Raw genomic sequence first — 24282 nt, 5'->3', positions numbered from 1 at the left:
CTCACTGCGCCTGCAGCATCTTCTGCAGCACCGCATCGAGCTCATAAAAATCCACGGGCTTGGTCAGGTGCAAATCAAAACCCGCGTCGGACGCCATCTGGCGGTCCTTGTCCTGGCCCCAGCCCGTCACGGCGACCAGGATGGCATGCTGGCCGCACGGCTGGGAACGCAGCAGGCGCGCCACGTCATAGCCATTCATGTGCGGCAAGCCGATGTCGAGCAGGATCACGCGCGGCATGAAGGCTTGCGCGGCCGCCATGCCGGCCGCGCCATCGTAGGCCGTGCGCACGTCATAGCCGAGGATGTCGAGCGCCAGCGCCAGGCTTTCGGCCGCGTCGGCGCTGTCGTCGATGACCAGCACCTTGCCTTCGCGCGTGCCGGCCAGCAAGCGGCGGTTGGCGGGCGCAGACGCCGGCAAAGGCACGGCCGGCAGCGGCAGGCGCAATGTGAAGGTGCTGCCCTGCCCCACGCCATCGCTGTGCGCGCTGATGCTGCCGCCATGCAATTCGGCCAGGCCGCGCACCAGCGACAGGCCGATGCCCAGACCACCCTGGGCCAGCGACAAGGCCGGCGGCAACTGCGAAAACAGGTCGAATACCTTGTCCAGATGCTCGTGCGCGATGCCGATGCCGGAATCGCGCACGCTGATGCGCACCTCGTGTTGCGTGCATGTCACGTCCAGCCAGATGACGCCATTGGCGGGCGTGTACTTGACAGCGTTGGTCAGCAGGTTGGCGATCATCTGCGCCAGGCGCGTGGCGTCAGCGTCGAGCCAGATGGGCCGCGGCCATTGCTCCAAGTGCACCTTGTGGCCGGACTGCGCCGCCAGCTCGGCCACGCTGTGCAGGGCCGCGTCCACCACGGGCGCCAGTTCCACACTGGCACGGCGCAACTCCAGGCGCCCCCGCGTGATGCGCGACACTTCAGTCAAGTCGTCGACCAGGTGCGTCATGTGTCCCACTTGCCGGCCCAGCACGTCCCGTGCCCAGCGCAGCTGCGGGTCGTCCAGCTGCGCCAGGCGCAGCACTTCCAGCACATTGCGGATCGGCGCCAGCGGGTTGCGCAGCTCGTGCGCCAGGGTGGCCAGGAACTCGTCCTTGCGCTGGTCGGCGGCCGCCAACTGCTCGTTGAGTTCGCCAGCCTCCTTGCGCGCCAGCTGCAGTTGCTGTTCGTATTTGCGCCGGTCGCTGGCGACAAAGACGGCGACCTCGTCATAACGCACGCCCTCGTGCACGCGCCGCACGGCATTGAACAGCATGGGGATCGATAGCCCCTGGCGCTGGCGCATATCGAGCAGGATTTCCGACACGCTGCCCTGCACCTGCATCAGCGGCAGCCAGTGCGTCTGGTGGAACACGCGCCCGCCGATGGTCAGCAAGTCCTGCAATTTCTTTTTCCCGAGCAATTCTCCCGCGCCATAGCCGAGCCAGCCGCAAAAGGTGGCGTTCGCCTGCACGATGGTGCCGTCGGCCGTGCATAGCAGCAAGCCGCAGGCCGCGTGCTGGAACAGGGTGTTGGCATCAGGCAAGGAAGGCAGCGTGTCGCGCATTACAGGTGCAAGCCGTCGAGAAAGTGGCGGATGGCGCGGTAGCTGGCATCGGGTGCGCTCATGTGCGGGCAATGGCCCACATTTTCGACCACGTGCAGGCTGCTGTGCGGCAGCATCTCGCGCAAATACTCGCCCACGGGCGGTGGCGCGATGAAGTCGTCGCTGCATTGCACGATCAGGGCCGGCGTGCGGTTATGCGGCAAGATGGCGCGGTGGTCGGACAAGAACGTGGCTTGCGCGAAATGCCGGGCGATGGCGGGGTCCGTGCGGCAAAAGCTGCTGGCCAGGTCGTCGCCCAGCGCCGGTTGCCCGGGCGCGCCCATGATGGCCGGCGCCATGCTGGCGGACCAGCCCAGGTAATTGCTGTCCATGGCACCGAGCAAGTCGTCGATATCGGCACGGCTGAAGCCGCCCCGGTAGCCGGCCGCCGCGTCATCGATATAGCAAGGTGACGGTGCCAGCATGATTTGCGCGGCGAACAAGTCCGGCTCGGCGATGCTGGCCAGCAAGGCGCTCATGGCGCTGACGGAGTGGCCCACGCAAATCACGGGGCCGCCGCCGACGGCATGGATGACTTGCCGCAAATCGGCGCCATGCGCGTCCAGGCGCACGTAGCGATCGACATCATAGGCGTCCAGGTCGGACGCGCCGCTGCCGACCAGGTCGAACAGCACCGTGCGGTAGCGGGGACGAAACAGCGGCTCCAGGTAGCGCCACATGGTCTGGTCGCAGCCAAAGCCATGCATGAACACCATGGTGGTTGCCGCGCCCGCCTGCGGCGCAGCGCTGCATTCGCTCACGCGGATATTGTTCCGATCTTCTATGCGCATGCCGCTTCAGCCTTGATTATTTCCATGTGGAATGTAAATTAACTTCTTGCTAGCATCTTAGCATGCGCGGTTTGCCCCGGGCCAACACCAATGGCGCTGGACAAACGACTGGCCACAGCGGATAATGAGAACGATTCCCATTATCAAAATACCAGGCCCGTGCCTGGCTTTTCCCTGTGCGCCCCGGTGGCGCCTGCTGGCGGCAACAAGCCGGTTTCATGTTGAAGGTTTGTACCGCATGCGCGCTTTCTGGACTGTCATACACCGCTGGGCCGGTCTCACCATCGCCCTCTTCCTCATCGTTGCGGGACTCACGGGCGCCGTCACGTCGTGGGACCATGAACTCGATGAATGGCTCAACGCCGACATCATGGACACGCCGGGCCGCGGCCCCCTGCAGCAACCATTTGTGCTGGCGCAAAAGGTTGCTGCCGCCGACCCGCGCGTGGCAGTCAATTACATGACCCTGGGCCTGGAAGCAGGCCATGCGGCCGCCTTCATGGTGCGCCCGCTAACCGATCCGGCGACCAACAAGCCGTTCGTGCTCGACTATGACACCGTGTACATCGACCCCGTCACGGCGCAGATCACGGGCGCGCGCGATTCGACGGCCATTTCCCTGTCGCGCCGCAGCCTGATGCCGTTCCTGCGCCACTTGCACTACAGCCTGCACGTGCCCGCTTTCTGGGGCACGGACCGCTGGGGCTACTGGCTGATGGGCACGGTCGCCCTGATCTGGCTGCTCGACAGCATGGTGGCGTTTTACCTGACCACGCCACGCCGCCTTCGCCCACGCGCCCTGGACGAGGCGCCGCGCCACCGCGACGCCGCCAGCTGGTGGCGGCGCTGGAAACCGTCGTGGGTGGTGCGCTGGGCGGCGGGCGGCTACAAGCTCAATTTCGACCTGCACCGCGCGGGCGGCCTGTGGGTGTGGGCCATCATCATCGTCGTCGCGTTCACCTCGTTCTCGCTGAACCTGTACCGCGAAGTGTTTTATCCCGTCATGTCGCTGGTGTCCACCACCACGCCGGGACCGTACGAAACGCAGACGCCGGCGCCCTACGGCACGTATATTAAGCCCGTGATCGGCTTCGAGCAGGCGGTAGACATTGCCAAACAGGCGGCTGTGCAGCGCGGCATCACGGCGCCCATCGGCGGCATTTATTATGGCGGCAATTATTCGTTCTACAACGTCTCGTTCTTCGACCCCGCCGACGAATTCGGCGCGGCCGGCATGGGCCTGTCGAACCTGTACGTCGACGGCATGGACGGCAGCATCATCGGCCAGCACAAGCCGTGGGAAGGCACGGCCGCCGACGTCTTCGTGCAACTGCAATTCCCCCTGCACTCGGGCCGCATCCTCGGCTTACCGGGACGCATCTTGATGTCCCTCATGGGCATCATGGTCGCCATGCTGTCGGTGACGGGCATCGTCATCTGGGAGCGCAAACGCCGCGCGCGCCGGCTGCAGACGCATAAATTGAGGGCAGTGGAAACCCGTTCATAGTGTCAAGGCGTCACACTAGGGCTTCAATTCACCCGGCTGTGGCCCCTGCCGCGCAGCAGCGCTCGCCGCCGCCAATCGTTCCAGCGCCAGCTGATGGGCCCTCTCCAGCGCCTCGCTGGCCGGCACGCCGATATCGGGCGTCACGCCACTGCCTTCCCAGTTGCTCTTGGTAATCGGATTGATGGCACGCCCGTTCGGAATGAAGGCGGCGAAATGCGGACCCAGTTCACGCATGCGGCCGGGATTGGCGCCGCCTCCCGTTGTCTCGCCCACCAGGGTCGCGCGCTTGAGTTGCTGCAGGTTGTAGCTGAATTCTTCCGCGCCGGAGAAAGTACGGGGCCCCGTCAGCACGTAGACCGGCTTGTGCTGGCCATAGTGCTTGCCCGGCACGCCGGTGTCGGTCCAGAACTGTTCCGTGCGCTTGCCTTCGCGCCAATACAGGTCATTCAAATGCGTACGCTGGTCGAAGAGATAGCTGCTCAGGAAGGCGACGCCGGCCGGGTCGCCACCGCCATTGGCCCGCATATCAAGAATCAGTGCATCGCTGTCTGCCAGCCGCGTCATCGCCTCGGCAATCGCGGGCGCCGCGTCCTTGATGCGGGAGAAGCCTTGCAAATCCAGGTAGCCGACATTGCCCGCCAGTGTCTCGACCTTGGCCACGCCATAGCCGCGCGCGGCCATCTGTCGGCGTATTTCGTCCTGTTGCTCCCGCGATGGCGCCGCGCTGCGTGGCAGCGCAGTATCGCTGGCATTCACGCGCAAGTGCTTGTCGTGGCCGAACGTGCGCAGGTCGGCGGTCAACACGTTGGCAAATATCGTCGCATCGGTGATGCCGTCATAGCCGCCCTCGCGCTGCTTGGCGCGCAGTGCCGCATCGATGCTGGCGGCCACCTCTGGAAACACATAATAGTCATTGAGCTGCTGGCGCAGGGTATCGATCAACTGCCCCCGCGTGGCGGCATCAAGGACGGGCATTTCCGCCCGTGCGGTCCCGCAGCACATGGTAAAAGCGAGCAAGGCTGCAGCGGCTGGACGGGACAGTGGCATGGCGGCTCCGTAGAATGCGGGTGCACCGATTTTACCGGAAAGCGCTACGCCATATTGCGCTGTATCAAGGCCCGTTCCGCTCCCGCCGCACCAGCGCCAGCAGGCTGTCGACCCGGTTGCCGTCGCAGCAGACGGCCACGCCATCGGTGAAGTCAGGCGCCGTCAGGCGCGTCAGGACGCTGCCGGGCGGCATTTCCAGGGCCAGCCGGGCGCCCCGTTCCCACGCCAGGCGCGAGGTAGCGGCCCATTGCACGCGCTGTGCCATGTTGGCGGCCAGGCTGTCGCGGATGCGGGCAGCATCGAACAGCGTGCGCGCCGCGCTGCTGCTCAGGTAGACGAGCGACGGGCGGCGCACGGTCACGCTGTCGAAGGCGGCGCGCAAGTCCAGCGCGGCGGCGTCCAGCAGCGGGCAGTGCGACGGCACGCTGACGGCCAGGCGCTTGGCCTTGCTGGCGCCGTGCGCCAGGGCCAGCGCCATCACGGCTTGCAGGGCGGGCTCGCTGCCGGCAATGGCGATCTGGCGCGGAGCGTTCAGGTTGGCGACATATACTGGCGTGGCGGCGCCGTGCACCCGGGCCAGCAAGGGTTCGAGTTGCGCCAGATCCAGGCCGATGATGGCCGCCATGCCGTAGCCGGTGGGATACGCCTGTTCCATCAGCTGCCCGCGCCGCGCCACCAGGCGCAGGGCATCGGTGAAATCTAGCGCGCCAGCCACCACCGCCGCCGCATACTCGCCGATGGAAAAGCCGGCCACCATGTCCGGTAGCGCGCCACGCGCGGCCAGCGAACGCGCCATCGCCACGCCGGCGATCAGCAGACACAGTTGCACGGCCCGCGTCGATGCCAGTGCGGCGGCCGTATCCAGTGCCAAAGGATCGTGGCCCAGCGCTCCCGCCGCTTCAGCCAGGGAATCTCTCACCGCCGCATCGTCCGGCAGCGCATGCAGCATGCCCGGAGTCTGGGCGCCCTGGCCGGGAAAGGTAAATAACACGCTCATGCAAGCTCCCATGGCGTGGCCGTCAGAAGCGGGCCGCGATCCGTTTTCAGCAGCACCCTGCCCCGGCCCGCTGCCCATTCGGCATACGCAAAGCCGCCAAGGCCCGTGTCGATCTGCAGGTCCAGCCGGCACGCCGTGACACTCGCCGCGATGGCGCGCAGGGCGTCGGCCTGGTCGGCGTCCGGTGGCGCGGCGATGCGCAGCACGAGATCGAGGTCGCTGTCGGCGCGCAGCACGGGCAAGCCGCTCGCCAGCGCGAACCCAACGCCGCCCGTCGGCCCCCAGGCCCAGCCCGTGGCGTCGAGCAAGGGCGCCACCTGGCGCAGCGCATCGAGCGCGGCGCAGGAAGGCCCAGGCAGCGGCGTGCGCGCCAGCCGCGCCAGCATTTCCGGCGTCACCCGGTGCAGCACGGCGGCGGCCTCCACTTCGCATGCGTGCCGCTCGCTGCGCAGCATGCCGCGCACGCCCACGGGGATACGTCCGGGCGCGCAGCTGGCGCGCCGCACCACCAGCGGCGCCGCCCGCAGCCAGACAGCGTCTAGCCAGGCGGGCAACGGCGCCCCCTCAGGCAGGCCGGATGCCCATAGCAGATCATGCGCGCGAAGATTTTGCATCAGGCCACCACCGCCTTGACGGCAAAGAACAGCAAGGATGGGCCCAGCAGGCAGCCCAGGCCCGTGTGAAACGTGGCCACCAGCGCGCCATATGGCACCAGCTTGCGGTCGGTGGCGGCCAATCCGGCCGATACGCCGCTGACGGTGCCGGCCAGGCCGCCGAACACCATCGCCGAACGCGGTGTTTTCAGGCGCAGGAAGCGCGCCGCGGCGGGCGTGCCCACCATCACCAGGATGGCCTTGATCAAGCCCGCCGCAATGCTCAGGGCCATCACGTCCGAACTGGCGCCGATGGCCGCGCCCGTGACGGGGCCGACGATATACGTGACAGCGCCGGCGCCGATGGTGGTCATGCTGACGGCATCCGAATAGCCAAACGCATAAGCGACACCAGCGCCGACGAGGAACGGCAGCACCACGCCCAGCATCAGTGCCACGAGGCCGATCAAGCCGGCCTTGCGCGCCTCGGTGGCCTGCACCTCGAAGGCGGTGGCGACGATGGCGAAGTCGCGCAGCATGGCGCCGCCCATCAGTCCGATGCCACCGAACAGCGACAAATCGGCCAGTCCCTTATGGCCGCCACTATGCACGCCGCCCCAGTAAGCGAGGCCCAGGCCAATCACGATGGCAATGGCCGAGCCATGCACGCGGCCCAGGGTCAGATACTTCGACAGCGCCACCGATACCAGCATGATCAGTCCGACTACGGCGAATGCCGTCACCAGGCCATTGTGGGCGGCGGCTTTTTCAAAGAGTTCAAGCATGACGGTGCTCCTTGATCAGAATCGACTCGGCTTCGGCAGCCGCGATGGCGGCCGGGCTTTCCATCCTGTTAATCAGAGAAATCACGGCGCCGCAAACGACGACGGAACCGATGGCGGCCAGCACGGCCGCCGGCCCGCCGCGCAGCGCCGCGACCACATCCTGCTGCGCCGCCATCGCCACCACCACGGGAATATACATGGCACCCCAGTATTCGACGCCCCGTTCCGTCATCTGCGGCAGCCAGGATCGCCGCTGCATGTAGAGCCGGGCACAGATTAAGAGCAGCATGGCAATGCCCACCCCGCCCACGTTGGTTTTGACGCCCATCAACTGCCCGAGCAGGTCGCCCAGGAAGATGCCGAGCAAATGGCACAGGGCCAGTAATGCGGTTCCGTAAATGATCATGATTGTCTCCGTTATAGGAATAGGAATGACTTGATGTCTTCTCTGTTGTTTCACCTACCACTGCTGTCCCAGCACCTCCCTGACTCTTGCCGACGCCTGGCGGTGCGGCGCGCCCAGGCGGCTGGAGAGGTCGCGCTGCGGGTCGGCGCGAATATCGCTGAGGGCCGCCTGCAGGCTGGCGCGCACCTGCGCCAGATCAAGCTCCGACGGCGCATCCGGCTGCGCCACGGGCAAGGTTTGCCACAGCAGCCCCAGGGTGGCGTAGTTGCCGATGTCGTAAGCCATGGGCGCGATGGTCTCGGCCAGCGCTTCCAGTGCCTCCACCGTGCGCAAGGTGATGCGCGCCGCCGACGCCTTGCCCATGGCGTGCACCATCACTTGCGGATCGTCGAGCGCGATCAGGCGGTTGGCCTGGTAGCCGTGGGCGAGAAAAGCGCCCGACATGGCCTTGCCCACAATCAGGCCGATCACGGGGTGGCCGGCCAGGCGCGCCTCGGCATACGCCCCCGCCGCGCCGGCCAGCGCCTGGTGGATGCCGTAGGCTTCTTCGCGCCGGCCATACGCCTGGCTGGCCACGTCGATGACGGCGACGATGGGCCGTTTTACCGCCAACTCGCGGTCCTCAAAAACTATCTGCTGCACGGCGCGCGCCAGCTGCCACGCCTCGATCAGGCCGATTTCACCCGTGCGCGCACGGGTAAAACGGTTGTCCGGGTCGGGCAGCACGGCCAGGTAGCGCGCCAGTTCGCCCGCCAGCGGCGCGTCCACCACGCTCACGGAAGCGGGATAGCCGTCCAGCGGCGCAGTGTTATTCGTCAGTGCCGCCAGCCAGGTGGCGCCGCGGCTCGTGTCGGTGATGGCGTTCATGCTGCTTCTCCTTTGCTGTAGGTCACGCGCACGGCGTCCGGCGTGGCTTGCACGCTGGCATCGACGTTGGCCAGGCGCGCCAGGTAGCCTTCCGCCTGATCGCTACGGTGCTGCGCCGGCAGGCCGCGCCGGAACAAGCCAGCCACCGTGGCGCGCATCTGCGCCGTGTCGTCGTCCACGTAGGCATCGGCCAGGCCGCTGTGGAAGCGCTGTTCGCCGCCCGTCAGGCTCCAGATGAACGGTTTGTTGCGCGAGTCGAATTCGTCCACGCCCGCCTCCTGCTCGATCACGGCCGGGCCGTTCAGGCCCAGGCGCGCCTCGCGCGTGACGACCAGATAACTGCACAGCCCCGCTGCGATCGACATGCCGCCGTAGCAGCCGACGGTGCCGGCCGTGATGCCGATCACGGGCTGGTAGCGGCGCAGGTCGACGATGGCGGCATGGATGTCGGCAATCGCCGCCAGACCCAGGTTGGCTTCCTGCAGACGCACGCCGCCCGTCTCGAACAGGATCACGGCCCGCGTCGGCACGCCCTGGCGGTTGTCGCGCGCCGCCAGTTCCAGCGCGCCGGCGATCTTCGCGCCGCCCACTTCGCCCATGCTGCCGCCCTGGTAGGCGCCTTCGATGGCCAGCACCACGGCCGGCTGGCCGTCGAACAAGCCCTTGGCCACCACCACGCCATCGTCCGCCTGGGCCGTGACGCCCTGGCGCGGCAGCCAGGGCGAAGCGATGCCGCAGAACGGGTCGAGCAACTCGCGCATGCTGCCCGCGTCCAGCAAGGCTTTGGCCCGGCTGCGCGCACCGCGTTCGATGAAGCTGTCGCGCTCCAGCAATTCCTTCAATGTGCTCATGCCGCCCTCCCCGCTTGCAATTCTTCGTAAGCTTGCTCGATGCGCATGCGCACCACGCCCGGCGTGGCGCCGCAATCGTTGATGACGATGGTCGCCGCCGGCAGCGGCTCGCCGCCGAATACGCGCTGCAAGAGCGCATCCCACACGGCGCCCTTGCCGTCGACGGAGGTGTTGACGACGATGCGGATCACGCCATCGTCGCCGGGCTGCAGCAGCACTTCCAGGTCGCCCGAACCGACCACGCCGGCCAGGGCCCGCCCTGCCGCCGCCGGCCCGGCGGGAAATTCGTAGTTACGCGTTTCCATGCGCGTCTCCTTCTGTCAATCGATCCAGGAACAGGGTGGCCGCCAGCAGGTCCGCCGCGCCGCCCGGCGACACGCCGCGCGCCAGCGCCACCGCTTCGAGCACCAGCAGCGCCTGCGATCCGGCGGCAGTGGCCGCGCCGCCGGCCGCCAGCACCCGCGCCGCCCCTGCCTGCAGCGCCAGCAAAGCCGCCTCGCCGCCGCGCGACAGCACGCAGGTGTCGTCCAGCTGGCTGATAATTGCCAGCAAGGCGTTCAGGCGCGCCGTCGTTTCGTTGTCGCCGCGCGCACGCGAGGCATGCAAAGCCGGCAACCCGGCGCACGTCACCAGTGGAAAACCGGCGCGGGCCTGCCCCCGCGCACCGTCCACCTGATACTGGAGGCAGGCCAGCTCGCCCTTGTTGCCGGTGGCGACAGGCGCAGCGTGGTCCGTCAAGCGGGCCAGCGCACCGGCCCGCGCCGCCACGGCTTGCGGCGCCAGCGATGCGCCTCGCGCGCCCTGCTGCGCCGCCGCCGTCACCAGCAAGCCCAGCGCCCAGATGGCGCCCCGGTGCGTATTGACGCCGCCCGTGGCTGTCAGCATCAGCGCTTCGCCATCGCGGCCGATGGCGCCGATGCGCTGGCGCAGCAGGTCGTCGTCTTCACTCTGCGCGCCAGCGTCAGCCATGGCGGCAAACACGGGCTGCAGCACACAGGCCGAATGACACATCAAGGCCCAGTTCAAGTCCGCGTGGGCGCCACGGCTGCGCAAATCGACCAGGCCCGGTTTCGGCGTCAAGGTCACTTCGTCGAGCAGCGCCTGCAACACCTGCCGCGCCAGCGCGGCGCAGCGTTCCCGCACCGGCAGCGCGATAGTCATTGTCATCATCGTGGTCATTACCAGCTCCTGAATTTGGCGGGGGGTTGATACAGGCCGTCGGACCATTCGACCAGGTCGGCGATGCTTTTCGCGGCCAGCAGCGAGCGGTTCGCCGCGCCGCGCTGCACGCCGATATCCTCGGGCAGCGCGATCAGGCCATCGGCGCGCAATTTCGCCGTGGTCTTCGGGTCATGGCGCAGGCCGATGGGCGTCACGCCGGCCACCGCCGCCAGCATGGCCTTGCGCTCGTCGAGCGAACGGGCCTTGTACAGATAGGCGATGCCCTCTTCCGTCAGCACGTGGGTGACGTCGTCGCCATAGATCATCACGGGCGCCAGCGGCATGCCGCTGTCCTGGCCCACGGCCACGGCATCGAGCGACTCGACGATCGTCGGCTGGCCGCCGTCCTGGAACGTCTCGACCATCTGCACCACCAGCTTCCTGCCGCGCGCCAGCGGATCGTCCGTCTCGATCAGGTCCAGCCAGGCGGGTGTCGGGTGGCGCCGGCCATGCGGATCGTGGCCCATGTTGGGCGCGCCGCCAAAGCCCGCCAGGCGGCCGTTCGTCACGGTCGACGAGTTGCCCAGGCCATCCATCTGCAGGGTCGAACCGATGAACAGGTCGACCGCGTACTGGCCCGCCAGCTGGCACAGAGCGCGGTTCGAGCGCATCGAGCCATCGCGGCCCGTGAAAAAGACGTCGGGCCGCGCGGCCGCATAGCCTTCCATGCCCAGCTCCGCGCCGAAGCAGTGCACGCTCTCGACCCAGCCCGTTTCGATGGCCGGTATCAGGGTCGGATGGGGATTGAGCACCCAGTTGCGACAAATCTTGCCTTTCAAGCCCAGCTGCTCGCCATACGTGGGCAAAATCAGCTCGATGGCGGCCGTATTGAAACCGATGCCGTGATTGAGTGACTGCACCTGGTGTTTTTCGTATACGCCGCGGATCGCCATCATGGCCATCAGCACGTGCACAGGTTTAATGACGCGCGGGTCGCGGGTAAATAGCGGCTCGATGAAGAACGGTTTGTCGGACTGCACGACGAAATCGATCCACGAGCCGGGCACGTCGACGCGCGGCAAGTCGCTGACGTCGTCGACGATCTGGTTCACCTGGGCAATGACGATGCCGTCGCGGAAGGCCGCCGATTCCACCAGAGTGGGCGTGTCTTCCGTGCTGGGACCCGTGTACAGATTGCCCTGGCGGTCGGCCATGTAGCCGGCCACCATGACGACGTTGGGCGTGAGGTCGACGAACAGGCGCGCATACAGTTCGATATAGGTGTGGATGGCGCCCACTTCCAGCAAGCCATCCTGCAGGAACTGGGCGATGCGCAGGCTTTGCGTGCCGGCAAAGGAAAAATCGAGCTTGCGGGCGATGCCCCGCTCGAACAGGTCCAGGTGCTCGGGCAGGCTGACGCTGGGCATGATCAGGTGCAGATGGTGGATCTTGTCGGGATTGACCTGGGTCAGCATGCGGGCAAGAAAGTCGGCCTGCTTCTGGTTGTTGCCTTCAAGAACAACGCGGTCGCCCGGCGCGAGCAAGGCTTCGAGCACGGCGACCATATCGCCCTGTTGCAGCACGGGGCCGTTCGCATATTGGCGCACGGCGTCGAGACGGCGGCGTTTCTCGGTGCGCCGCGTGTCCCATTGTTTTTGCCGCTGCGCTGGCGCTGCTGTGGCGGTTGACATCATGCCTCCGAAGTGAGCTATCGAACCCTGACGATAGAACGAAAGCATCACCGCGACAATCAACCTGCTACCATGTTCATTACCCTGAAGTTAATGAACCTCCATGAAAGAGGCTAGTCATGGCCATCAACGAAGAAATCACCTTGAAAAAGCTGGAAGTGTTTCTCAGCTTTATGGAATTGAACAACCTGGCGCGCGTGGCCGATGCGCTGGGCCAGAGCACGGTCAGCGTGCACCGCGCCCTGCACTCGCTGGAAGACGGCTTGCGCTGCCCCCTGTTCAAGCGCGAGGGGCGCAGCCTGATCCCCCTGCATGCGGCCTACACCTTTGCCGAATCGGCCCGGCGCGCGCTGGCCGAATGCGAGGAAGGCGTGCGCAAGGTGCGCGAAATGTCGGGCATCAACCCGGTGCGCCTGAAAATCGGTTCGCTGTATTCCTTGACCCTGCACTGCATTCCGCAGCTGGTGATCGCCCTCAAGCTGCGCAGGCCAGGGCTCGACATCGACCTGACCCTGGGCTCGAACCGCGACCTGCTGCAAAGCCTGGCTGACGGCCGGCTGGACGCCATCATCATCGGCGTGCAGGAAGACGAACAGCATGCGGGACTGGTGTCCGTGCCCCTGTTCCAGGACGACGTCTACCTGGCCGCGCCGCTGGGCTCGCCCTATGCGGGGGCGGCATCGGTGGACTTGCAGCAGCTGCACAATGATAAATTCGTCACGCTCAACGAGGGTTTCGTCACCTCGCAAAGCTTCAACCATGCCTTTGAACTGGCAGGATTTGTACCCGACACGGCCATGCGCGTCGGCGACATCTTCTCGCTGATCAACCTGGTCAGCGGCGGCATCGGCTACAGCCTGCTGCCGGGCCGCGTGCGCGCCTTCAGCTCGCGCATCGAACTGCTGCCCCTGGACGCGCGCTACGGCTCGCACCAGCAGATCACCCTGCTGATGCTGAGCAGCCGCGAGCGCGATGCGAATTTGCTGGCGCTGGCGGCGGAGTGCAGGTTGTATGGGCGTGACGAGAAGCGCGCTGGCGCATGATTACCCCAAACTTCAAAAATGCCGGGGTCGGACCTTGAGGGTCCGACCCCGGACTTTACTTTGGGGATAAACTTAAATCGCGCTATCCCAAGGCGCCGACAACCTGACCGCGCAATTGATCAAGCCCACCATCGAATACGTCTGCGGAAAGTTCCCCCACATTTCGCCCGTCACGGGATGCGTGTCTTCCGACAGCAAACCCAGGTGATTGCGCGCCATCAACATCGTCTCAAAAATTTTGCGCGCTTCATCTTTCCTGCCGATGCGCGCCAGCGCGTCGATGCGCCAGAAGGTGCAGATGTTGAAAGCGGTCTCGGGTTTGCCGAAGTCGTCGGGCGCTTCGTAACGGCGCATGTAGGGGCCGTCGCACAGCGACGCTTCCAGCGCGTCGACGGTGGCGATGAAACGCGGGTCCATGGGGTCGATGAAGTTCACTTCCGCCATCAGCAGGACGGAGGCATCGAGGTCCCGCCCGCCCAGGCTTTCCGCGAAGGCCTGGCGCTCCTCGCTCCACGCTTCGCGCAGTAATCTTTCGCGGATCAGCACGGCGCGGCTGTTCCAGTGGTCGGCGCGGTCCGGCAAGCCCAGTTTATGGGCCACTTTCGCCAGGCGGTCGCAGGCGGCCCAGCTCATCAGCATGGACGAGGTATGCACCCTGGCCCGCGTGCGCAGCTCCCACATGCCCGCGTCCGGCTCCGCATGCAAGCGGAATGCCTGGTCGCCCACGGCTTCCAGTGCGGCAAACTCGGCCTTGCCGGCCCGGTGGAACAGCCGGTGGTCAAGGAAAGCCTGCGCCGCGCCCAGGACGATATTGCCGTAGACGTCGTGCTGGAAGTGTTCCTGCGCCTGGTTGCCAACGCGCACGGGACCATTGCCCCGGTAGCCGGGCAAGTGGTCGAGCGTCGATTCCGGCAATTGCTCTTCCAGGCCGATGCCGTACAGGGGCTGGATGTGGCCGCCCTTCGAGCGGGCGACGATATTCGTCAGCCAGCGCAAATACTCTTCCATCGTGCCCACCTCGGACAGGCTGTTCAATGCGCGCACGACGAAGAAGGCGTCGCGCAGCCAGCAGTAGCGGTAATCCCAGTTGCGGCTGCTACCGGGCGCTTCCGGGATGCTGGTGGTCATGGCGGCGATGATGGCACCCGTGTCTTCATACAGCGACAGTTTCAGGGTGATGGCGGCGCGAATGACCACGTCCTGCCACTCCAGCGGCACGGCCAGGCGGCGCGTGTAGGTGCGCCAGTAATTAATGGTGTCCTTTTCGAAGATGCGCGCCGTCTCGTCGATGCCGCCGGCCAGGGTTTCATCGGGGCCCAGCAGGAAGTTGGCCGTGCCGCCCAGCACGAAATACGTTTCGCTCAGCACATAGTTGAGCGACACATCCGTGTTCAGGCGCAAGGTCTGTTCCGGTCCCACGTAGCGGATGTGGTGGCTGCCCTGCGTGATCTGCGGCGCCAGTCGGCCCCAGTCGTAGCGGGGGCGCAGCCGAACGCGGATGCGCACGGCGTGGTCGAGCGGGCGCACGCGCCGGATCAGCATCAGCGGGCGGAACATGCGGTCGCGGCTGAGGAAACGGGGCGCGAAATCCGTGATTTCCACGCCGCGCCCTTCGGTGTCGTACAGGCGCGTGCGCAGTACGGCCGTGTTCGGCTCGTAGAATTGCTCGCTGCGCGCGAAGTTCTCGATGTCGATGGCCCATACGCTGCCGTTTTCCGTGGCGTCCAGCAGGCTGTTGAAGACGGGATCGCCATCGAAGCGGGGCAGGCAGGACCAGACGACCTGCCCGGCCTGGTCGATCAGGGCGTTGAAGGCGCAATTGCCCACCACGCCGCAGTTCAGGCTAGCCTGGATGGGCGTGGCGGGTGCCGACGCGCTGGCCGCCGCGGTGGCGGAAGCGGCCTGCGAGGCGGTGGCGCCGCTGGGCGTGTCATACGCTTGTTCTTGGGAACTCGTCATCATCTACTCCTTCTGGGGATATGGAGGCGGCCAGCAGCGCGGTGCGCAAGGCGCCCGGGCTGGCCAGTCGCAGGGTGGCGGCGCTGGGACCGAGACCCACTTTCACGCCCTGCCCGCCTGCTTGTTGTACAAAGGCAAAGCCTGCCTCATCGGTGGTGTCGTCGCCCGCGAACACGGGCCGGCGGCCGGCAAACGGGGATTCCTGCATGAAGGCGGCGATGGCGCCGCCCTTGTCGGTGGCCGCCGGCTTGGCTTCCAGGACCATTTTGCCATGCAACAGCAACACCCCCGGGCACGCTTGCACGGCGGCCGTCATTTCACGCAAGCACAGTTGCTCAAGTTCGGGCGCCAACCGGTAATGCAGGGCCACGGCGCCGCGCTTCTGTTCCACCAGCAAGCCGGGGTGGACAGCGGCCAGCGCCCGGGCACGCGCCAGCACGGGAGAGACATCGGGCGTGGCCGCCACGTGCAACACGCCATCGGCGCCGCGCCGTTCCACGCCATGCACGCCCGCCACCGGCAAGACCAGGGGCGCCAGCATGGCATCGATCTGCGGCACGGGACGCCCGGAGATAAGCGCCAACGCACCGCCATGGCGTTCGGCCAGCAGCGCCAGCGCTTCAATGACACCTGGCGCCACATGGACGCCATCGGGCGTGGGCGCCAGGTCGACCAGGGTGCCGTCGAAGTCGAGGAAGACGGCTGCCCCGGGCGCACTCAGCAGCTGCAACAGGGCCGCGCTATCGTCAAGAGTCTGCGTCATCAGAGCCCCTTGCGCCGCTTGATGCGGCTGTGGGCGTCGATCTTGGTCATGACCTTGTCGCGCTGGCGCAAGCGGGCCGCGTCCAGCAGCATGCGCCCGGCCCAGCGGTAGACATTGAAATGCTTGACACGTGCCCGCATGCTTTTCATGCGTTCGCGCTGTTCCACGGGCGGCATCACGAGGCCACGGTACAGGGCATCGGCGCCCTGCTCGATGTGGTACGGGTTGATGATCAGCGCTTCGTGCAGCTCGCGCGCGGCACCCGTGAATTGGCTCAGCACCAGCACGCCCAGCTCGTCGTCGCGCGCGGCGATGAATTCCTTGGCCACCAAATTCATGCCGTCATGCAAGCTCGTCACCATGCATACCTCGGAAGCGCGGAAATAGCGCTGCAAGTCGTCCTGGCCATGATGTTCGGCTTTCAGCAAGATGGGCACGTAGTTGCCGCTGCCGAAACGGCGGTTGATGCGCTCGACCATCTTGCGCACCCTGGCATCAAAACTTTGATATTCATCGAGCGAAGCACGGCTGGGGGCGGCGATTTGCACGAAAGTGAAATTACCCACCATGCCGGGCTGCTGTTCCAGCATGCGCTCGACGGCCTGGAAGCGCTCGACGATGCCTTTGGTGTAATCGAGGCGGTCGACGCCGATACCCAGCAAGTGGTCGGCAGATACGCCCAGTTCGGCGCGGATTTGCGCGCGGCAGGTAGCCACGTCGGGCTGTTCGGGATTATCCTCGGGCCAGGCGATGGAGATCGGGTAATCCTCGACCTGCGTCATCTCGCCGCCGTAGGAAATCGTGGAAGCCTCTGGCTCGATGCGGGTTTCCAGGTAGCGGTCCACCGTTTCGAGAAAATTTTTGCGGTGGAACGGCGTGTGGAAACCGAGGATCGTGCTGCCCAGCAAGCCGTCGAGGATTTCCTCGCGCCATGGGCAAATGCCGAACGATTCCGAGTTCGGCCAGGGGATATGCCAGAAAGTGATAATGGTCGCCTTCGGCAAGGCTTCGCGCACCATGCGTGGCAGCAAGGCAAAATGGTAATCCTGCACCAGCACGACAGGGTTGTCCGTCTTCGCCTCGGCGATCACGGCGTCTGCGAAGCGGCGGTTGACTTTCACATACTGTTCCCAGTCGGACGAGCGAAACACGGGACGCACGTGGGCGATATGGCACAGCGGCCACATGCCTTCATTGGCAAAGCCATAATAGTAGCCCTGCTCTTCCTCTTGCGTCAGCCACACGCGGCGCAAGGTATAGCTGGGGTTATCGGGCGGCACGGGCACGTGGTCGAGCTTATCCACCGTCTCGCGGTCGGCGGAACCGGCGCCATGCGCGATCCACGTGCCGGAGCAGGCGCGCATCACCGCTTCCACGGCCGTCACCAGGCCGCTGGCGGGACGCTGCACGGTGATGCCAGTTTCCGTTTTGGTGTGGATATACGGTTCGCGGTTCGACACCACCAGCACCTGGTCGCCCTGCAAGTCCGCTTCCAGCAACGCGCGCAGTTTGTCCGGCGTCCAGTCGGATGACCAGCCGCTGTCGCTCTGGCGTTCCAGATGGTATTCCTGCAGCAGTTCGCGCAAGTCGCCGATCAGCGGCTGCATTTCCGGCGGCGGCGCGGGCGCGGCGGCGGGCGCCGTGGCGGTGGCCACTGCGCCATTACTTTTCGGCAGCAATTCACCCCGTAAAATATCCTTGACGGCGGACAGCCAGCCGCGCCAGCTCAGGTGGGCCACGAACACGGTCATCAGGGAAATCAGCACGGCCAGCACGGCCAGGAAGGCAAAAATGAAGCGCTTGGTATCGGTATTGCGGCGCTCGACAAAGCTCATGTCCTGCACCAGCACCAGGCGGCCCAGCTGGGACGCATCCTGCATGACGGGCGTTTCGCTGAGGTGGACTTGCCCTTGCGGCAGTTGCGCCAGGGATTTATACAGGCCGCCTGTGGGAGGCGTGCTCCAGCAGCCGATGGAGGCCGGGTATTGCGCGGATTGGTACAGCAAGTGGCCCGCATTGTCGCAAAAGCCGATGGCGATCAGGCGTTCGTCGCGCGTGGCGCCCTGGAACAGTTCACCGATGCGGGTGGCGTCTTGCGCGGGCAGGTATTCGGTGAGCGAGGGGCGGAGGGTTCCAGCGAGCAATTCCGCCCGGCTGTCGAGGTCGCGCACATACCAGCGCAAGGTAATATTATCGAGCAGGGGTACCACAATATAAGCAAACAATCCCAGCACCAGGGCCAGCGGCAGGATGAAGCGCAAGGACATTCGGAGTGATCGTACTATCATCGTTTTCCTTTGCAGACATAAACAACCATTGCAAGTATGGCTATATTTCCAATAGGGCGGCGCGCGTTTGCTTTGCGTAGTGAAACGTCAACGTGACATGGCGCAGCGCAGCAATTTCTTCCAGTATCCACGTTAAGCCAAGTCTTATCCGTTCGGCAACGCACGCCCCCGTGACGCCATCTGCCCGTAAAATACCCGCTTCCGACATCCATTTCACCAATAACGAAGGAGTTTTCGCCTATGGATCTCAGCACGTTTCACTCGCTGATGGGAGGCCCGCTGCGCTCGGCGCTGACCGTGCTCGTTTCCGCCCTGCTCGTCACCCTGGTCGCCATCGGCGTGCACCGGGCCGGCATCGGCCTGCTGAAAAAACTCGCCAATGGCCACCCGTTCACCCGCAACCTCGCGCGCGTGGCCTTCCGCGCCAGCCAGCTGTCCATGATCGTCTTCGGCCTGCGCATGGTGCTGGCCAGCGCGCCCGACGACACGCCGGGCCTGGTCGCCATGTCGCATGTCACCAGCGTGGCGCTGATCATCGCGCTGACCTGGCTGGCCATGCAATGCATCGAGTCGCTTTCCATCACGATTTCCCAGATCAACCCCGTCGACGCGGCCGACAACCTGCGCGCGCGGCGCCGGATCACCCAGGCCCGCGTGCTGACGCGCAGCGCGCACGCCATCGTGGTCCTACTGGGCCTGTCCTTCGTGCTGCTGACCTTGCCCGGCGCGCGGCAGATCGGCGCCAGCCTGCTCGCTTCGGCCGGCGTGGCGGGCCTGGTGGCCGGTATCGCCGCCCGCCCCGTGCTCGGCAATTTCATTGCCGGGCTGCAAATTGCGTTTTCTCAACCCATCCGCATCGACGACGTGCTGATCGTCAATGGCGAATGGGGCACGGTCGAGGAAATCAAGGGCACCTACGTGGTCGTGCGCGTGTGGGATGAACGGCGTTTGATCGTGCCGCTGCAGTGGTTCATCGAAAATCCGTTCGAGAACTGGACGCATACCTCCTCGGACATCCTGGGCACGGTGTTCCTGTGGCTCGATTTCAGCGTCCCGATCGAACCGCTGCGCGCGGAACTGACGCGCATCTGCGCGTCCGCCACACAATGGGATGGCCGCGTCTGCACCGTGCAGGCGACGGATTCGAACGAGCGGGCCGTGCGCGTGCGCTTTCTCATCAGCGCGAAAGATTCGGGCACGGCCTTCGAGCTGCGCTGCATCGTGCGCGAGCAGATGCTGGCCTTTATCACGAGCAATTATCCGCACAGCCTGCCCCGCTTGCGCTCCACGCACGACCCCATCGAGGTACATGGCATGCAGGCGCAGCACGACAGCGTGACGCTCTGCAAGGTGTAACAACTCCCTGCGGCGCGCTGCCCTTGCCCGCGCGCCGCTACAATGGTTCGCATGAGCACCACCGCCTGGTTCATCCTGATCGGCTGCCTGATGCTGGCACGCGGCCTGGGCGCCGACCGCATCGCGCGCCTGCCCTTGACTTCGGCCATGGCTTACCTGGGCGTGGGCCTGCTGCTGGGCCCCATGTTCCTCGGCCTGTTTGCGTTTGACCTGCTGCAGCAGGCGCCCCTGCTGGAAACCCTGACGGAAATCGCCGTCCTCATCTCCCTGTTTTCCGCCGGCGTCAAAATGCCCGTGCCCTTCAGCCTGGCGCGCTGGCTGCCCTCGCTGCGCCTGGCGTGGCTGTCGATGGCCATTTCCGTGGCCCTGGTGGCAGCCTTTGCCTACCTGGTGCTGGGTTTGCCGCTGGGCGCGGGCGTGCTGCTGGGCGCCATCCTCGCGCCCACCGACCCCGTGCTGGCCACCGACGTGCAGCTGCGCCATGCGGGCGACAGCGAGCAATTGCGCTTCATCCTGACCAGCGAAGCGGGCATGAACGATGGCAGCGGCTTTCCTTTCGTCATGCTGGGACTGGGCCTGCTGGGCCTGCATGAACTGGGACCGCATGGCGCCACCTGGCTGTGGCGCGATTTGGTCTGGGCCAGCGGCGCCGCCATCGCCCTGGGTGCGGCCGGCGGCGCGCTGCTGGCCTGGCTGGGCTGGCAGGTGCGCGCCAAGGAGCCGAAACACGCAATGCTGGACGACCTGGCGGCGCTGGGTTTGATCGCCCTCGTCTACGGCCTGACTACCTGGCTGCACGCGTGGGGCTTTTTGGCCGTCTTCTTTGCCGGCGTGGCCCTGCGCCAGACGGAACTGCGCCTGGCCGGCGCGCCCAAAGACCGGCAAGGCTTGCTGCAAGCCGAGGAAGCCCATGCCGTGTCCGCCGCCAAACCGCACGCCAGCGAAGTGCCGCTGACCGTCAGCGGCGAATCGCTCGTCTTCAAGGAACACCTGGAACGCCTGTCCGAACTGACCCTGGTGCTGTTGCTCGGTGGCACCGTCACGGCGGCGGCCTGGAGCTGGCAGGCGTGGAGCGTGGCGCTGTTCCTGCTGCTGGTGGCACGCCCGGCCAGCGTGATGCTCGGTTTATTGGCGTCGGGCACCAGCGTGCGCCTGCGGGGCCTGGCCGCGTGGTTCGGCGTGCGGGGCATCGGCTCGCTGTACTACCTCAGCTATGCCATCGCGCACGGCTTGCCGCGCGGCCTGGCGCGCGAGCTGGCCGACATCACCGTGGTCGTCATCATCCTCTCCATCGTCGCGCACGGCCTGACCGTCAAACCCCTGCTGGAACGCTACTGGCGCAAATAAGGGGTGCAAACAAGCACTGGTCAGCCCTCTTTGTCATTGCTGCAAAGCAATGTTTTGTCAATTGCCCCTATGGCGGGCGGAAATATTGTTAAGATAATTAAAAAATGGCAAAAGAGAGTATCAATGAAACGAAGAAGCGTGCTGGGACTCGGCGTCTCACTGGCCCTGCTGCAAACGGGCTGCGCCACCGATCCGGCCCGGTTGGCGTGGGAAACGGAATTTGACGGCTTCATGCGCGATGGCCTGGCCCGCACGGAAACGCCGGGCATGAGCGTGGCCGTGGTGCGCGGCGAGCAAACCATCTTTGCGCGCGGCTATGGCTGGGCCGATATCCAGGCCGGCAAGAAGGCCGATGCCAATACGGTGTTCCATGTCGCCTCCGTCAGCAAGCTCGTCACGGCCACGGCCATCATGATGCTGCTGGAACAAGGCGCCTTCCAGCTTGACGACAAGGTGGCGGCCTACCTGGACTTCCCGCTCATGCATCCGAAGTTTCCCGACGTGCCCATCACCTTTCGCCATTTGCTCAATCACACCTCGGGCATTTCCGATGCCGTGTACGAAAAGACGACGGCGTTTGCCGTGCAGGGCGACCCGCGATTACCGCTGCGCGACTTCGTCAAGGGCTATCTGTCGCGCGGCGGCGCCTGGTACGACGCGGATGTGTCGTTTGCCGCCCGGCCCGGCACGGAATGGCGCTACAGCAATGTGGGTATCGCCCTGCTCGGCTATCTGGTGGGCCGCTTGAACCCCGACGGCCTCGACGCCTTTGCGCAGGAGCACCTGTTCGAACCACTGGGTATGGACAGCACGGCCTGGAACCTGGCCGGCTTGCCGCGGCGCGCCGTCGTTGCCCAGCCGTATGCGCACAAGGAGGCGGGACTGCAAGTGCTGCCGCCCGTCGGCTATCCGGACTGGCCGGCCGGCCTGCTGCGCAGCTCGGCGCATGACTTTGCCCGTTTCCTGGCCATTTTCAGCAATGGCGGCCGGGTCGATGGCCACCGCTACCTGCAAGATGCCACCCTGCAATTGTTTTTTGCCCCGCAAGCGGCCCCCGTCGTGCCTGCCGACTCGTCCGTGCGCCAGGCCCTGGTGTGGCTGCTGCGCGATGTCGACGGCAAGCCGCTGGCCACGCACAGCGGCGGAGACCCGGGCGCCGCGTCCGTCGTCTGCGTCGACCGCGCCAGCAGGACAGCAGTGCTGGCCTTCGCCAATGTCAGCGCCGACAAGGAGTTTCGTTCATTCCAGAAAGAAGTCGTGCTGCGCCTGCTCGCCCATGGGGGCAGCGGCGCACCCGCTGTCAAGAAAGGCTAGGCGCCGAACCAGCCGCGCAATTTCTCGGCGGCGCGCTCCTTGACGTCGGCCGTGATGTAGGTGGCGACCGTGGCGACGGCCGCCGCCAGCACGGCCAGGTCGTCCGCGTAGCCGATCACGGGCGTGATGTCGGGAATCGCATCGATGGGTGAGATGAAATAGCCGAGCGCGCCATAGATGGCGGTCTTGGCCCACAGCGGGGTATTCGGCTGCTGGGCCGCGTAATACAGCCACAGGGCTTTCTCGATGACTTCGCGTCCCGCCGTCTTGGCGAACTTGACGACCTTGTCCCAGAAGCTGTCTTCCGTGTATTTCTTTTCATACCGCTTGTCGGCCTGTGGGGCGTGGTCTTGTTCCAGATTCTTTTTTCTGCCAAACATCTGCTGCTCCTGTCTGCCGTGCACGGCGTTACGAATGCGCACCTTAGCATAACGGCGCGCCGGGTGCGCGGCGTGCAAGGTAAGCTATCACCATGGAAATATCTGCCACCAGCACGGCCCGCGCCGCCGGCCTGCGCTACACGGGCGACCATCAACCCGGCATCACGCGTCTGGGCCAGCCCGGCAAATTCCGCTACCGCGACGCGGATGGCCGGCTCCTGCGCGACGCAACCACCCTGACGCGCATCAAGGCACTGGCCATTCCGCCGGCCTGGACGCACGTGTGGATCTGCCCGCACGCCAACGGCCACCTGCAGGCGACGGGGCGCGACGCGCGCGGCCGCAAGCAATACCGCTACCATGCGCGCTGGCGCCAGGTGCGCGACGAAGTCAAATACGAGCGCATGCTCAGCTTTGGCCGCGCCCTGCCCGCCATCCGCGCCGCCGTCGCGCGCGGCATGCAGCTGCCGGGCTTGCCGCGTGAAAAAGTGCTGGCCACCATCGTGCATTTGCTGGAATTGACGCTGATGCGCATCGGCAACGAAGAATATGCGCGCACCAACAAATCGTTCGGCCTGACGACCCTGCGCACGCGCCACGTGCAGGTCGACGGCGGCGCCGTGGCCTTCCACTTCAAGGGCAAGAGCGGCGTGCGCCACGATATTCGCCTGAGCGACCGGCGCCTGGCCAGGGTGCTGCAGCGCATGCGCGAGCTGCCGGGACAGGAACTGTTTCAATATGTGGATGAGCACGGCGAGCGTCACGGCGTCGATTCGGGCGACGTCAACGACTACCTGCGCGAAGTGACGGGCGAAGACTACACGGCCAAGGATTTCCGCACCTGGTCCGGTACCTTGCTGGCCGCGCTGGCCCTGCAGGGGTTCGCACAGGTCGATTCCGAGGCGCAGGCGAAGAAAAACATCGTGCAGGCGATCGAATCGGTGGCTAAGAAGCTGGGCAACACGCCGACGATCTGCCGCAAGTGCTATGTGCACCCGGCCGTGCTGGAAGCGTATCTGGATGGCAGTTTATGGGAAGGCATGCGCGCGCGGGCGCGGCAGCAAATGCAGGACGATTTACCGGCCTTGGCGCCGGAAGAGGCGGCCGTGCTGGCCTTGCTGCAGCAGCGGCTGCAGGCTGCGGTCAAGCCTGGCGCGCAGCCTGCGGCTGGCACCGGGCCGACAGTGTGAGGGCATCGCTGCTGCAAACTGGCAAGGCGCCATGGCCCACATCGCGCGCCACGGGCGCCGGCACGGCATCGCTCGTCTGCGCCTCGCCCGTATTCATCCAGGTGGCCGCCAGGGTCGACAAGGTGAACAGGCAGATCAGCAGAAACGGCTTGTTCACATGACTAGGCTTGGCTGGCTTGGACATCGCATACTCCATCAGACTGGTTGGTTGTTGCAGCATAGACACGATCATCGCGTGTTTCCGCAAGGCATACAATCAGACAGTTTCGACAAGATGGGTAGGACAAAGCTGACAGGCTCGGCAGTAGCGGAGAGTGGGCGACAGCACCTTATCGCCCGGCCGTTTGAACACGGATAC

The 24282-nt window shown here is 65.6% G+C and carries 23 protein-coding genes; 6 read left to right on the top strand and 17 right to left on the bottom strand.

The genetic code is table 11. The annotated features are described in order from the left end of the window. Window position 1 precedes the first annotated feature (1 nt). Entirely contained in the window at window positions 2–1549 is a 1548-nt protein-coding gene (locus FJQ89_RS03715) for an ATP-binding protein (RefSeq protein WP_141169100.1), read from the bottom strand. Next, window positions 1549–2379 (bottom strand): alpha/beta fold hydrolase, encoded by an 831-nt coding sequence (locus tag FJQ89_RS03710; RefSeq protein WP_141169099.1) that lies wholly within the window; start codon window positions 2377–2379, stop codon window positions 1549–1551. Before FJQ89_RS03710 ends, FJQ89_RS03715 begins: the two co-directional genes overlap by 1 nt. 238 nt (window positions 2380–2617) lie before the next feature. Between FJQ89_RS03710 and FJQ89_RS03705 the strand changes: the two genes are divergently transcribed. Further along, window positions 2618–3886, top strand: a complete 1269-nt coding sequence (locus FJQ89_RS03705) for a PepSY-associated TM helix domain-containing protein (RefSeq protein ID WP_141169098.1) — start codon at window positions 2618–2620, stop codon at window positions 3884–3886. Between the two features lie 15 nt (window positions 3887–3901). On the opposite strand, the gene FJQ89_RS03700 is transcribed toward FJQ89_RS03705, so the two are convergent. The 10 genes from FJQ89_RS03700 to mdcA form a co-directional block, all read right to left on the bottom strand. Beyond that, window positions 3902–4933 carry a S41 family peptidase gene (locus tag FJQ89_RS03700; RefSeq protein ID WP_168208353.1) on the bottom strand — a complete coding sequence of 344 codons (1032 nt, stop codon included), beginning with the start codon at window positions 4931–4933 and terminating at the stop codon, window positions 3902–3904. 64 nt (window positions 4934–4997) lie between these two features. Beyond that, complete coding sequence (mdcH, locus tag FJQ89_RS03695; RefSeq protein ID WP_141169096.1) at window positions 4998–5930, bottom strand: malonate decarboxylase subunit epsilon; 933 nt, start codon at window positions 5928–5930, stop codon at window positions 4998–5000. Continuing rightward, window positions 5927–6544: a malonate decarboxylase holo-ACP synthase gene (locus tag FJQ89_RS03690; RefSeq protein ID WP_141169095.1), complete on the bottom strand. Its 618-nt coding sequence runs from the start codon at window positions 6542–6544 to the stop codon at window positions 5927–5929. The genes mdcH and FJQ89_RS03690 overlap by 4 nt, the downstream gene beginning before the upstream one ends. Then, window positions 6544–7308, bottom strand: a complete 765-nt coding sequence (madM, locus tag FJQ89_RS03685; protein WP_141169094.1) for a malonate transporter subunit MadM — start codon at window positions 7306–7308, stop codon at window positions 6544–6546. Before madM ends, FJQ89_RS03690 begins: the two co-directional genes overlap by 1 nt. After that, window positions 7301–7714 (bottom strand): malonate transporter subunit MadL, encoded by a 414-nt coding sequence (gene madL, locus FJQ89_RS03680; RefSeq protein ID WP_141169093.1) that lies wholly within the window; start codon window positions 7712–7714, stop codon window positions 7301–7303. Before madL ends, madM begins: the two co-directional genes overlap by 8 nt. Before the next feature lie 54 nt (window positions 7715–7768). Then, window positions 7769–8581, bottom strand: coding sequence for a biotin-independent malonate decarboxylase subunit gamma (gene mdcE, locus FJQ89_RS03675; RefSeq protein WP_141169092.1), 813 nt, complete (start codon window positions 8579–8581; stop codon window positions 7769–7771). Continuing rightward, window positions 8578–9432: a biotin-independent malonate decarboxylase subunit beta gene (locus FJQ89_RS03670; RefSeq protein ID WP_141169091.1), complete on the bottom strand. Its 855-nt coding sequence runs from the start codon at window positions 9430–9432 to the stop codon at window positions 8578–8580. The genes mdcE and FJQ89_RS03670 overlap by 4 nt, the downstream gene beginning before the upstream one ends. Next, window positions 9429–9737: a malonate decarboxylase subunit delta gene (locus FJQ89_RS03665; protein ID WP_141169090.1), complete on the bottom strand. Its 309-nt coding sequence runs from the start codon at window positions 9735–9737 to the stop codon at window positions 9429–9431. The genes FJQ89_RS03670 and FJQ89_RS03665 overlap by 4 nt, the downstream gene beginning before the upstream one ends. Further along, window positions 9724–10602 (bottom strand): triphosphoribosyl-dephospho-CoA synthase, encoded by an 879-nt coding sequence (locus tag FJQ89_RS03660; protein WP_423245187.1) that lies wholly within the window; start codon window positions 10600–10602, stop codon window positions 9724–9726. Before FJQ89_RS03660 ends, FJQ89_RS03665 begins: the two co-directional genes overlap by 14 nt. An 8-nt stretch (window positions 10603–10610) precedes the next feature. After that, the gene (mdcA, locus tag FJQ89_RS03655) at window positions 10611–12284 is read right to left on the bottom strand and encodes a malonate decarboxylase subunit alpha (protein WP_141169088.1); all 1674 of its coding nucleotides are present in this window, start codon (window positions 12282–12284) and stop codon (window positions 10611–10613) included. Between the two features lie 119 nt (window positions 12285–12403). On the opposite strand from mdcA, the gene FJQ89_RS03650 reads away from it, so the two are divergent. Next, complete coding sequence (locus tag FJQ89_RS03650; RefSeq protein ID WP_141169087.1) at window positions 12404–13327, top strand: LysR family transcriptional regulator; 924 nt, start codon at window positions 12404–12406, stop codon at window positions 13325–13327. Window positions 13328–13399: 72 nt separating this feature from the next. Here the strand turns inward: FJQ89_RS03650 and FJQ89_RS03645 are convergent, their stop codons facing one another. Genes FJQ89_RS03645 through FJQ89_RS03635 form a run of 3 tightly spaced genes read right to left on the bottom strand, consistent with a single transcriptional unit; the run spans window position 13400 to window position 18316 of the window. After that, window positions 13400–15286 (bottom strand): glycoside hydrolase family 15 protein, encoded by a 1887-nt coding sequence (locus FJQ89_RS03645; protein WP_141172611.1) that lies wholly within the window; start codon window positions 15284–15286, stop codon window positions 13400–13402. Continuing rightward, window positions 15258–16049, bottom strand: a complete 792-nt coding sequence (gene otsB / locus FJQ89_RS03640) for a trehalose-phosphatase (protein WP_141169086.1) — start codon at window positions 16047–16049, stop codon at window positions 15258–15260. Before otsB ends, FJQ89_RS03645 begins: the two co-directional genes overlap by 29 nt. After that, on the bottom strand, window positions 16049–18316 hold the full coding sequence (locus FJQ89_RS03635) for an alpha,alpha-trehalose-phosphate synthase (UDP-forming) (protein ID WP_141169085.1): 2268 nt from the start codon (window positions 18314–18316) through the stop codon (window positions 16049–16051). The genes otsB and FJQ89_RS03635 overlap by 1 nt, the downstream gene beginning before the upstream one ends. A gap of 261 nt (window positions 18317–18577) precedes the next feature. Here FJQ89_RS03635 and FJQ89_RS03630 point away from each other — a divergent pair, with 261 nt between their 5' ends. The 3 genes from FJQ89_RS03630 (at window position 18578) to FJQ89_RS03620 (ending at window position 22354) form a co-directional block, all read left to right on the top strand. Beyond that, window positions 18578–19693 carry a mechanosensitive ion channel family protein gene (locus tag FJQ89_RS03630; RefSeq protein ID WP_141169084.1) on the top strand — a complete coding sequence of 372 codons (1116 nt, stop codon included), beginning with the start codon at window positions 18578–18580 and terminating at the stop codon, window positions 19691–19693. A 51-nt stretch (window positions 19694–19744) separates the two neighbouring features. Then, complete coding sequence (locus tag FJQ89_RS03625) at window positions 19745–21040, top strand: cation:proton antiporter (RefSeq protein ID WP_141169083.1); 1296 nt, start codon at window positions 19745–19747, stop codon at window positions 21038–21040. 123 nt (window positions 21041–21163) lie between these two features. Further along, complete coding sequence (locus FJQ89_RS03620; RefSeq protein WP_168208351.1) at window positions 21164–22354, top strand: serine hydrolase domain-containing protein; 1191 nt, start codon at window positions 21164–21166, stop codon at window positions 22352–22354. Here the strand turns inward: FJQ89_RS03620 and FJQ89_RS03615 are convergent. Continuing rightward, window positions 22351–22734 carry a YkvA family protein gene (locus tag FJQ89_RS03615; RefSeq protein WP_141169081.1) on the bottom strand — a complete coding sequence of 128 codons (384 nt, stop codon included), beginning with the start codon at window positions 22732–22734 and terminating at the stop codon, window positions 22351–22353. The two genes, FJQ89_RS03620 and FJQ89_RS03615, sit on opposite strands and share 4 nt — an antisense overlap. A 92-nt stretch (window positions 22735–22826) precedes the next feature. Between FJQ89_RS03615 and FJQ89_RS03610 the strand changes: the two genes are divergently transcribed. After that, on the top strand, window positions 22827–23924 hold the full coding sequence (locus tag FJQ89_RS03610) for a DNA topoisomerase IB (protein WP_141169080.1): 1098 nt from the start codon (window positions 22827–22829) through the stop codon (window positions 23922–23924). Here FJQ89_RS03610 and FJQ89_RS03605 read toward each other — a convergent pair. Then, complete coding sequence (locus tag FJQ89_RS03605) at window positions 23878–24108, bottom strand: hypothetical protein (protein ID WP_141169079.1); 231 nt, start codon at window positions 24106–24108, stop codon at window positions 23878–23880. The two genes, FJQ89_RS03610 and FJQ89_RS03605, sit on opposite strands and share 47 nt — an antisense overlap. Window positions 24109–24282 lie beyond the last annotated feature (174 nt).

The organism is Janthinobacterium tructae (genome assembly GCF_006517255.1).
GTDB lineage: Bacteria > Pseudomonadota > Gammaproteobacteria > Burkholderiales > Burkholderiaceae_D > Janthinobacterium > Janthinobacterium tructae.
The sequence above is the reverse complement of the archived record's forward strand: the minus strand, read 5'-3'. Positions and strand labels throughout refer to the sequence as shown.

Coding starts and splice junctions, on each gene's coding strand:
- FJQ89_RS03700 (WP_168208353.1), bottom strand. CDS start 4,933: ATGCCACTGTCCCGTCCAGCCGCTGCAGCCTTGCTCGCTTTTACCATG.
- FJQ89_RS03710 (WP_141169099.1), bottom strand. CDS start 2,379: ATGCGCATAGAAGATCGGAACAATATCCGCGTGAGCGAATGCAGCGCT.
- FJQ89_RS03630 (WP_141169084.1), top strand. CDS start 18,578: ATGGATCTCAGCACGTTTCACTCGCTGATGGGAGGCCCGCTGCGCTCG.
- FJQ89_RS03615 (WP_141169081.1), bottom strand. CDS start 22,734: ATGTTTGGCAGAAAAAAGAATCTGGAACAAGACCACGCCCCACAGGCC.
- madL (WP_141169093.1), bottom strand. CDS start 7,714: ATGATCATTTACGGAACCGCATTACTGGCCCTGTGCCATTTGCTCGGC.
- FJQ89_RS03610 (WP_141169080.1), top strand. CDS start 22,827: ATGGAAATATCTGCCACCAGCACGGCCCGCGCCGCCGGCCTGCGCTAC.
- FJQ89_RS03660 (WP_423245187.1), bottom strand. CDS start 10,602: ATGATGACAATGACTATCGCGCTGCCGGTGCGGGAACGCTGCGCCGCG.
- FJQ89_RS03605 (WP_141169079.1), bottom strand. CDS start 24,108: ATGTCCAAGCCAGCCAAGCCTAGTCATGTGAACAAGCCGTTTCTGCTG.
- FJQ89_RS03690 (WP_141169095.1), bottom strand. CDS start 6,544: ATGCAAAATCTTCGCGCGCATGATCTGCTATGGGCATCCGGCCTGCCT.
- FJQ89_RS03715 (WP_141169100.1), bottom strand. CDS start 1,549: ATGCGCGACACGCTGCCTTCCTTGCCTGATGCCAACACCCTGTTCCAG.
- mdcA (WP_141169088.1), bottom strand. CDS start 12,284: ATGTCAACCGCCACAGCAGCGCCAGCGCAGCGGCAAAAACAATGGGAC.
- FJQ89_RS03705 (WP_141169098.1), top strand. CDS start 2,618: ATGCGCGCTTTCTGGACTGTCATACACCGCTGGGCCGGTCTCACCATC.
- FJQ89_RS03625 (WP_141169083.1), top strand. CDS start 19,745: ATGAGCACCACCGCCTGGTTCATCCTGATCGGCTGCCTGATGCTGGCA.
- FJQ89_RS03665 (WP_141169090.1), bottom strand. CDS start 9,737: ATGGAAACGCGTAACTACGAATTTCCCGCCGGGCCGGCGGCGGCAGGG.
- FJQ89_RS03635 (WP_141169085.1), bottom strand. CDS start 18,316: ATGTCCTTGCGCTTCATCCTGCCGCTGGCCCTGGTGCTGGGATTGTTT.
- FJQ89_RS03650 (WP_141169087.1), top strand. CDS start 12,404: ATGGCCATCAACGAAGAAATCACCTTGAAAAAGCTGGAAGTGTTTCTC.
- FJQ89_RS03670 (WP_141169091.1), bottom strand. CDS start 9,432: ATGAGCACATTGAAGGAATTGCTGGAGCGCGACAGCTTCATCGAACGC.
- FJQ89_RS03620 (WP_168208351.1), top strand. CDS start 21,164: ATGAAACGAAGAAGCGTGCTGGGACTCGGCGTCTCACTGGCCCTGCTG.
- madM (WP_141169094.1), bottom strand. CDS start 7,308: ATGCTTGAACTCTTTGAAAAAGCCGCCGCCCACAATGGCCTGGTGACG.
- otsB (WP_141169086.1), bottom strand. CDS start 16,049: ATGACGCAGACTCTTGACGATAGCGCGGCCCTGTTGCAGCTGCTGAGT.
- mdcE (WP_141169092.1), bottom strand. CDS start 8,581: ATGAACGCCATCACCGACACGAGCCGCGGCGCCACCTGGCTGGCGGCA.
- FJQ89_RS03645 (WP_141172611.1), bottom strand. CDS start 15,286: ATGACGAGTTCCCAAGAACAAGCGTATGACACGCCCAGCGGCGCCACC.
- mdcH (WP_141169096.1), bottom strand. CDS start 5,930: ATGAGCGTGTTATTTACCTTTCCCGGCCAGGGCGCCCAGACTCCGGGC.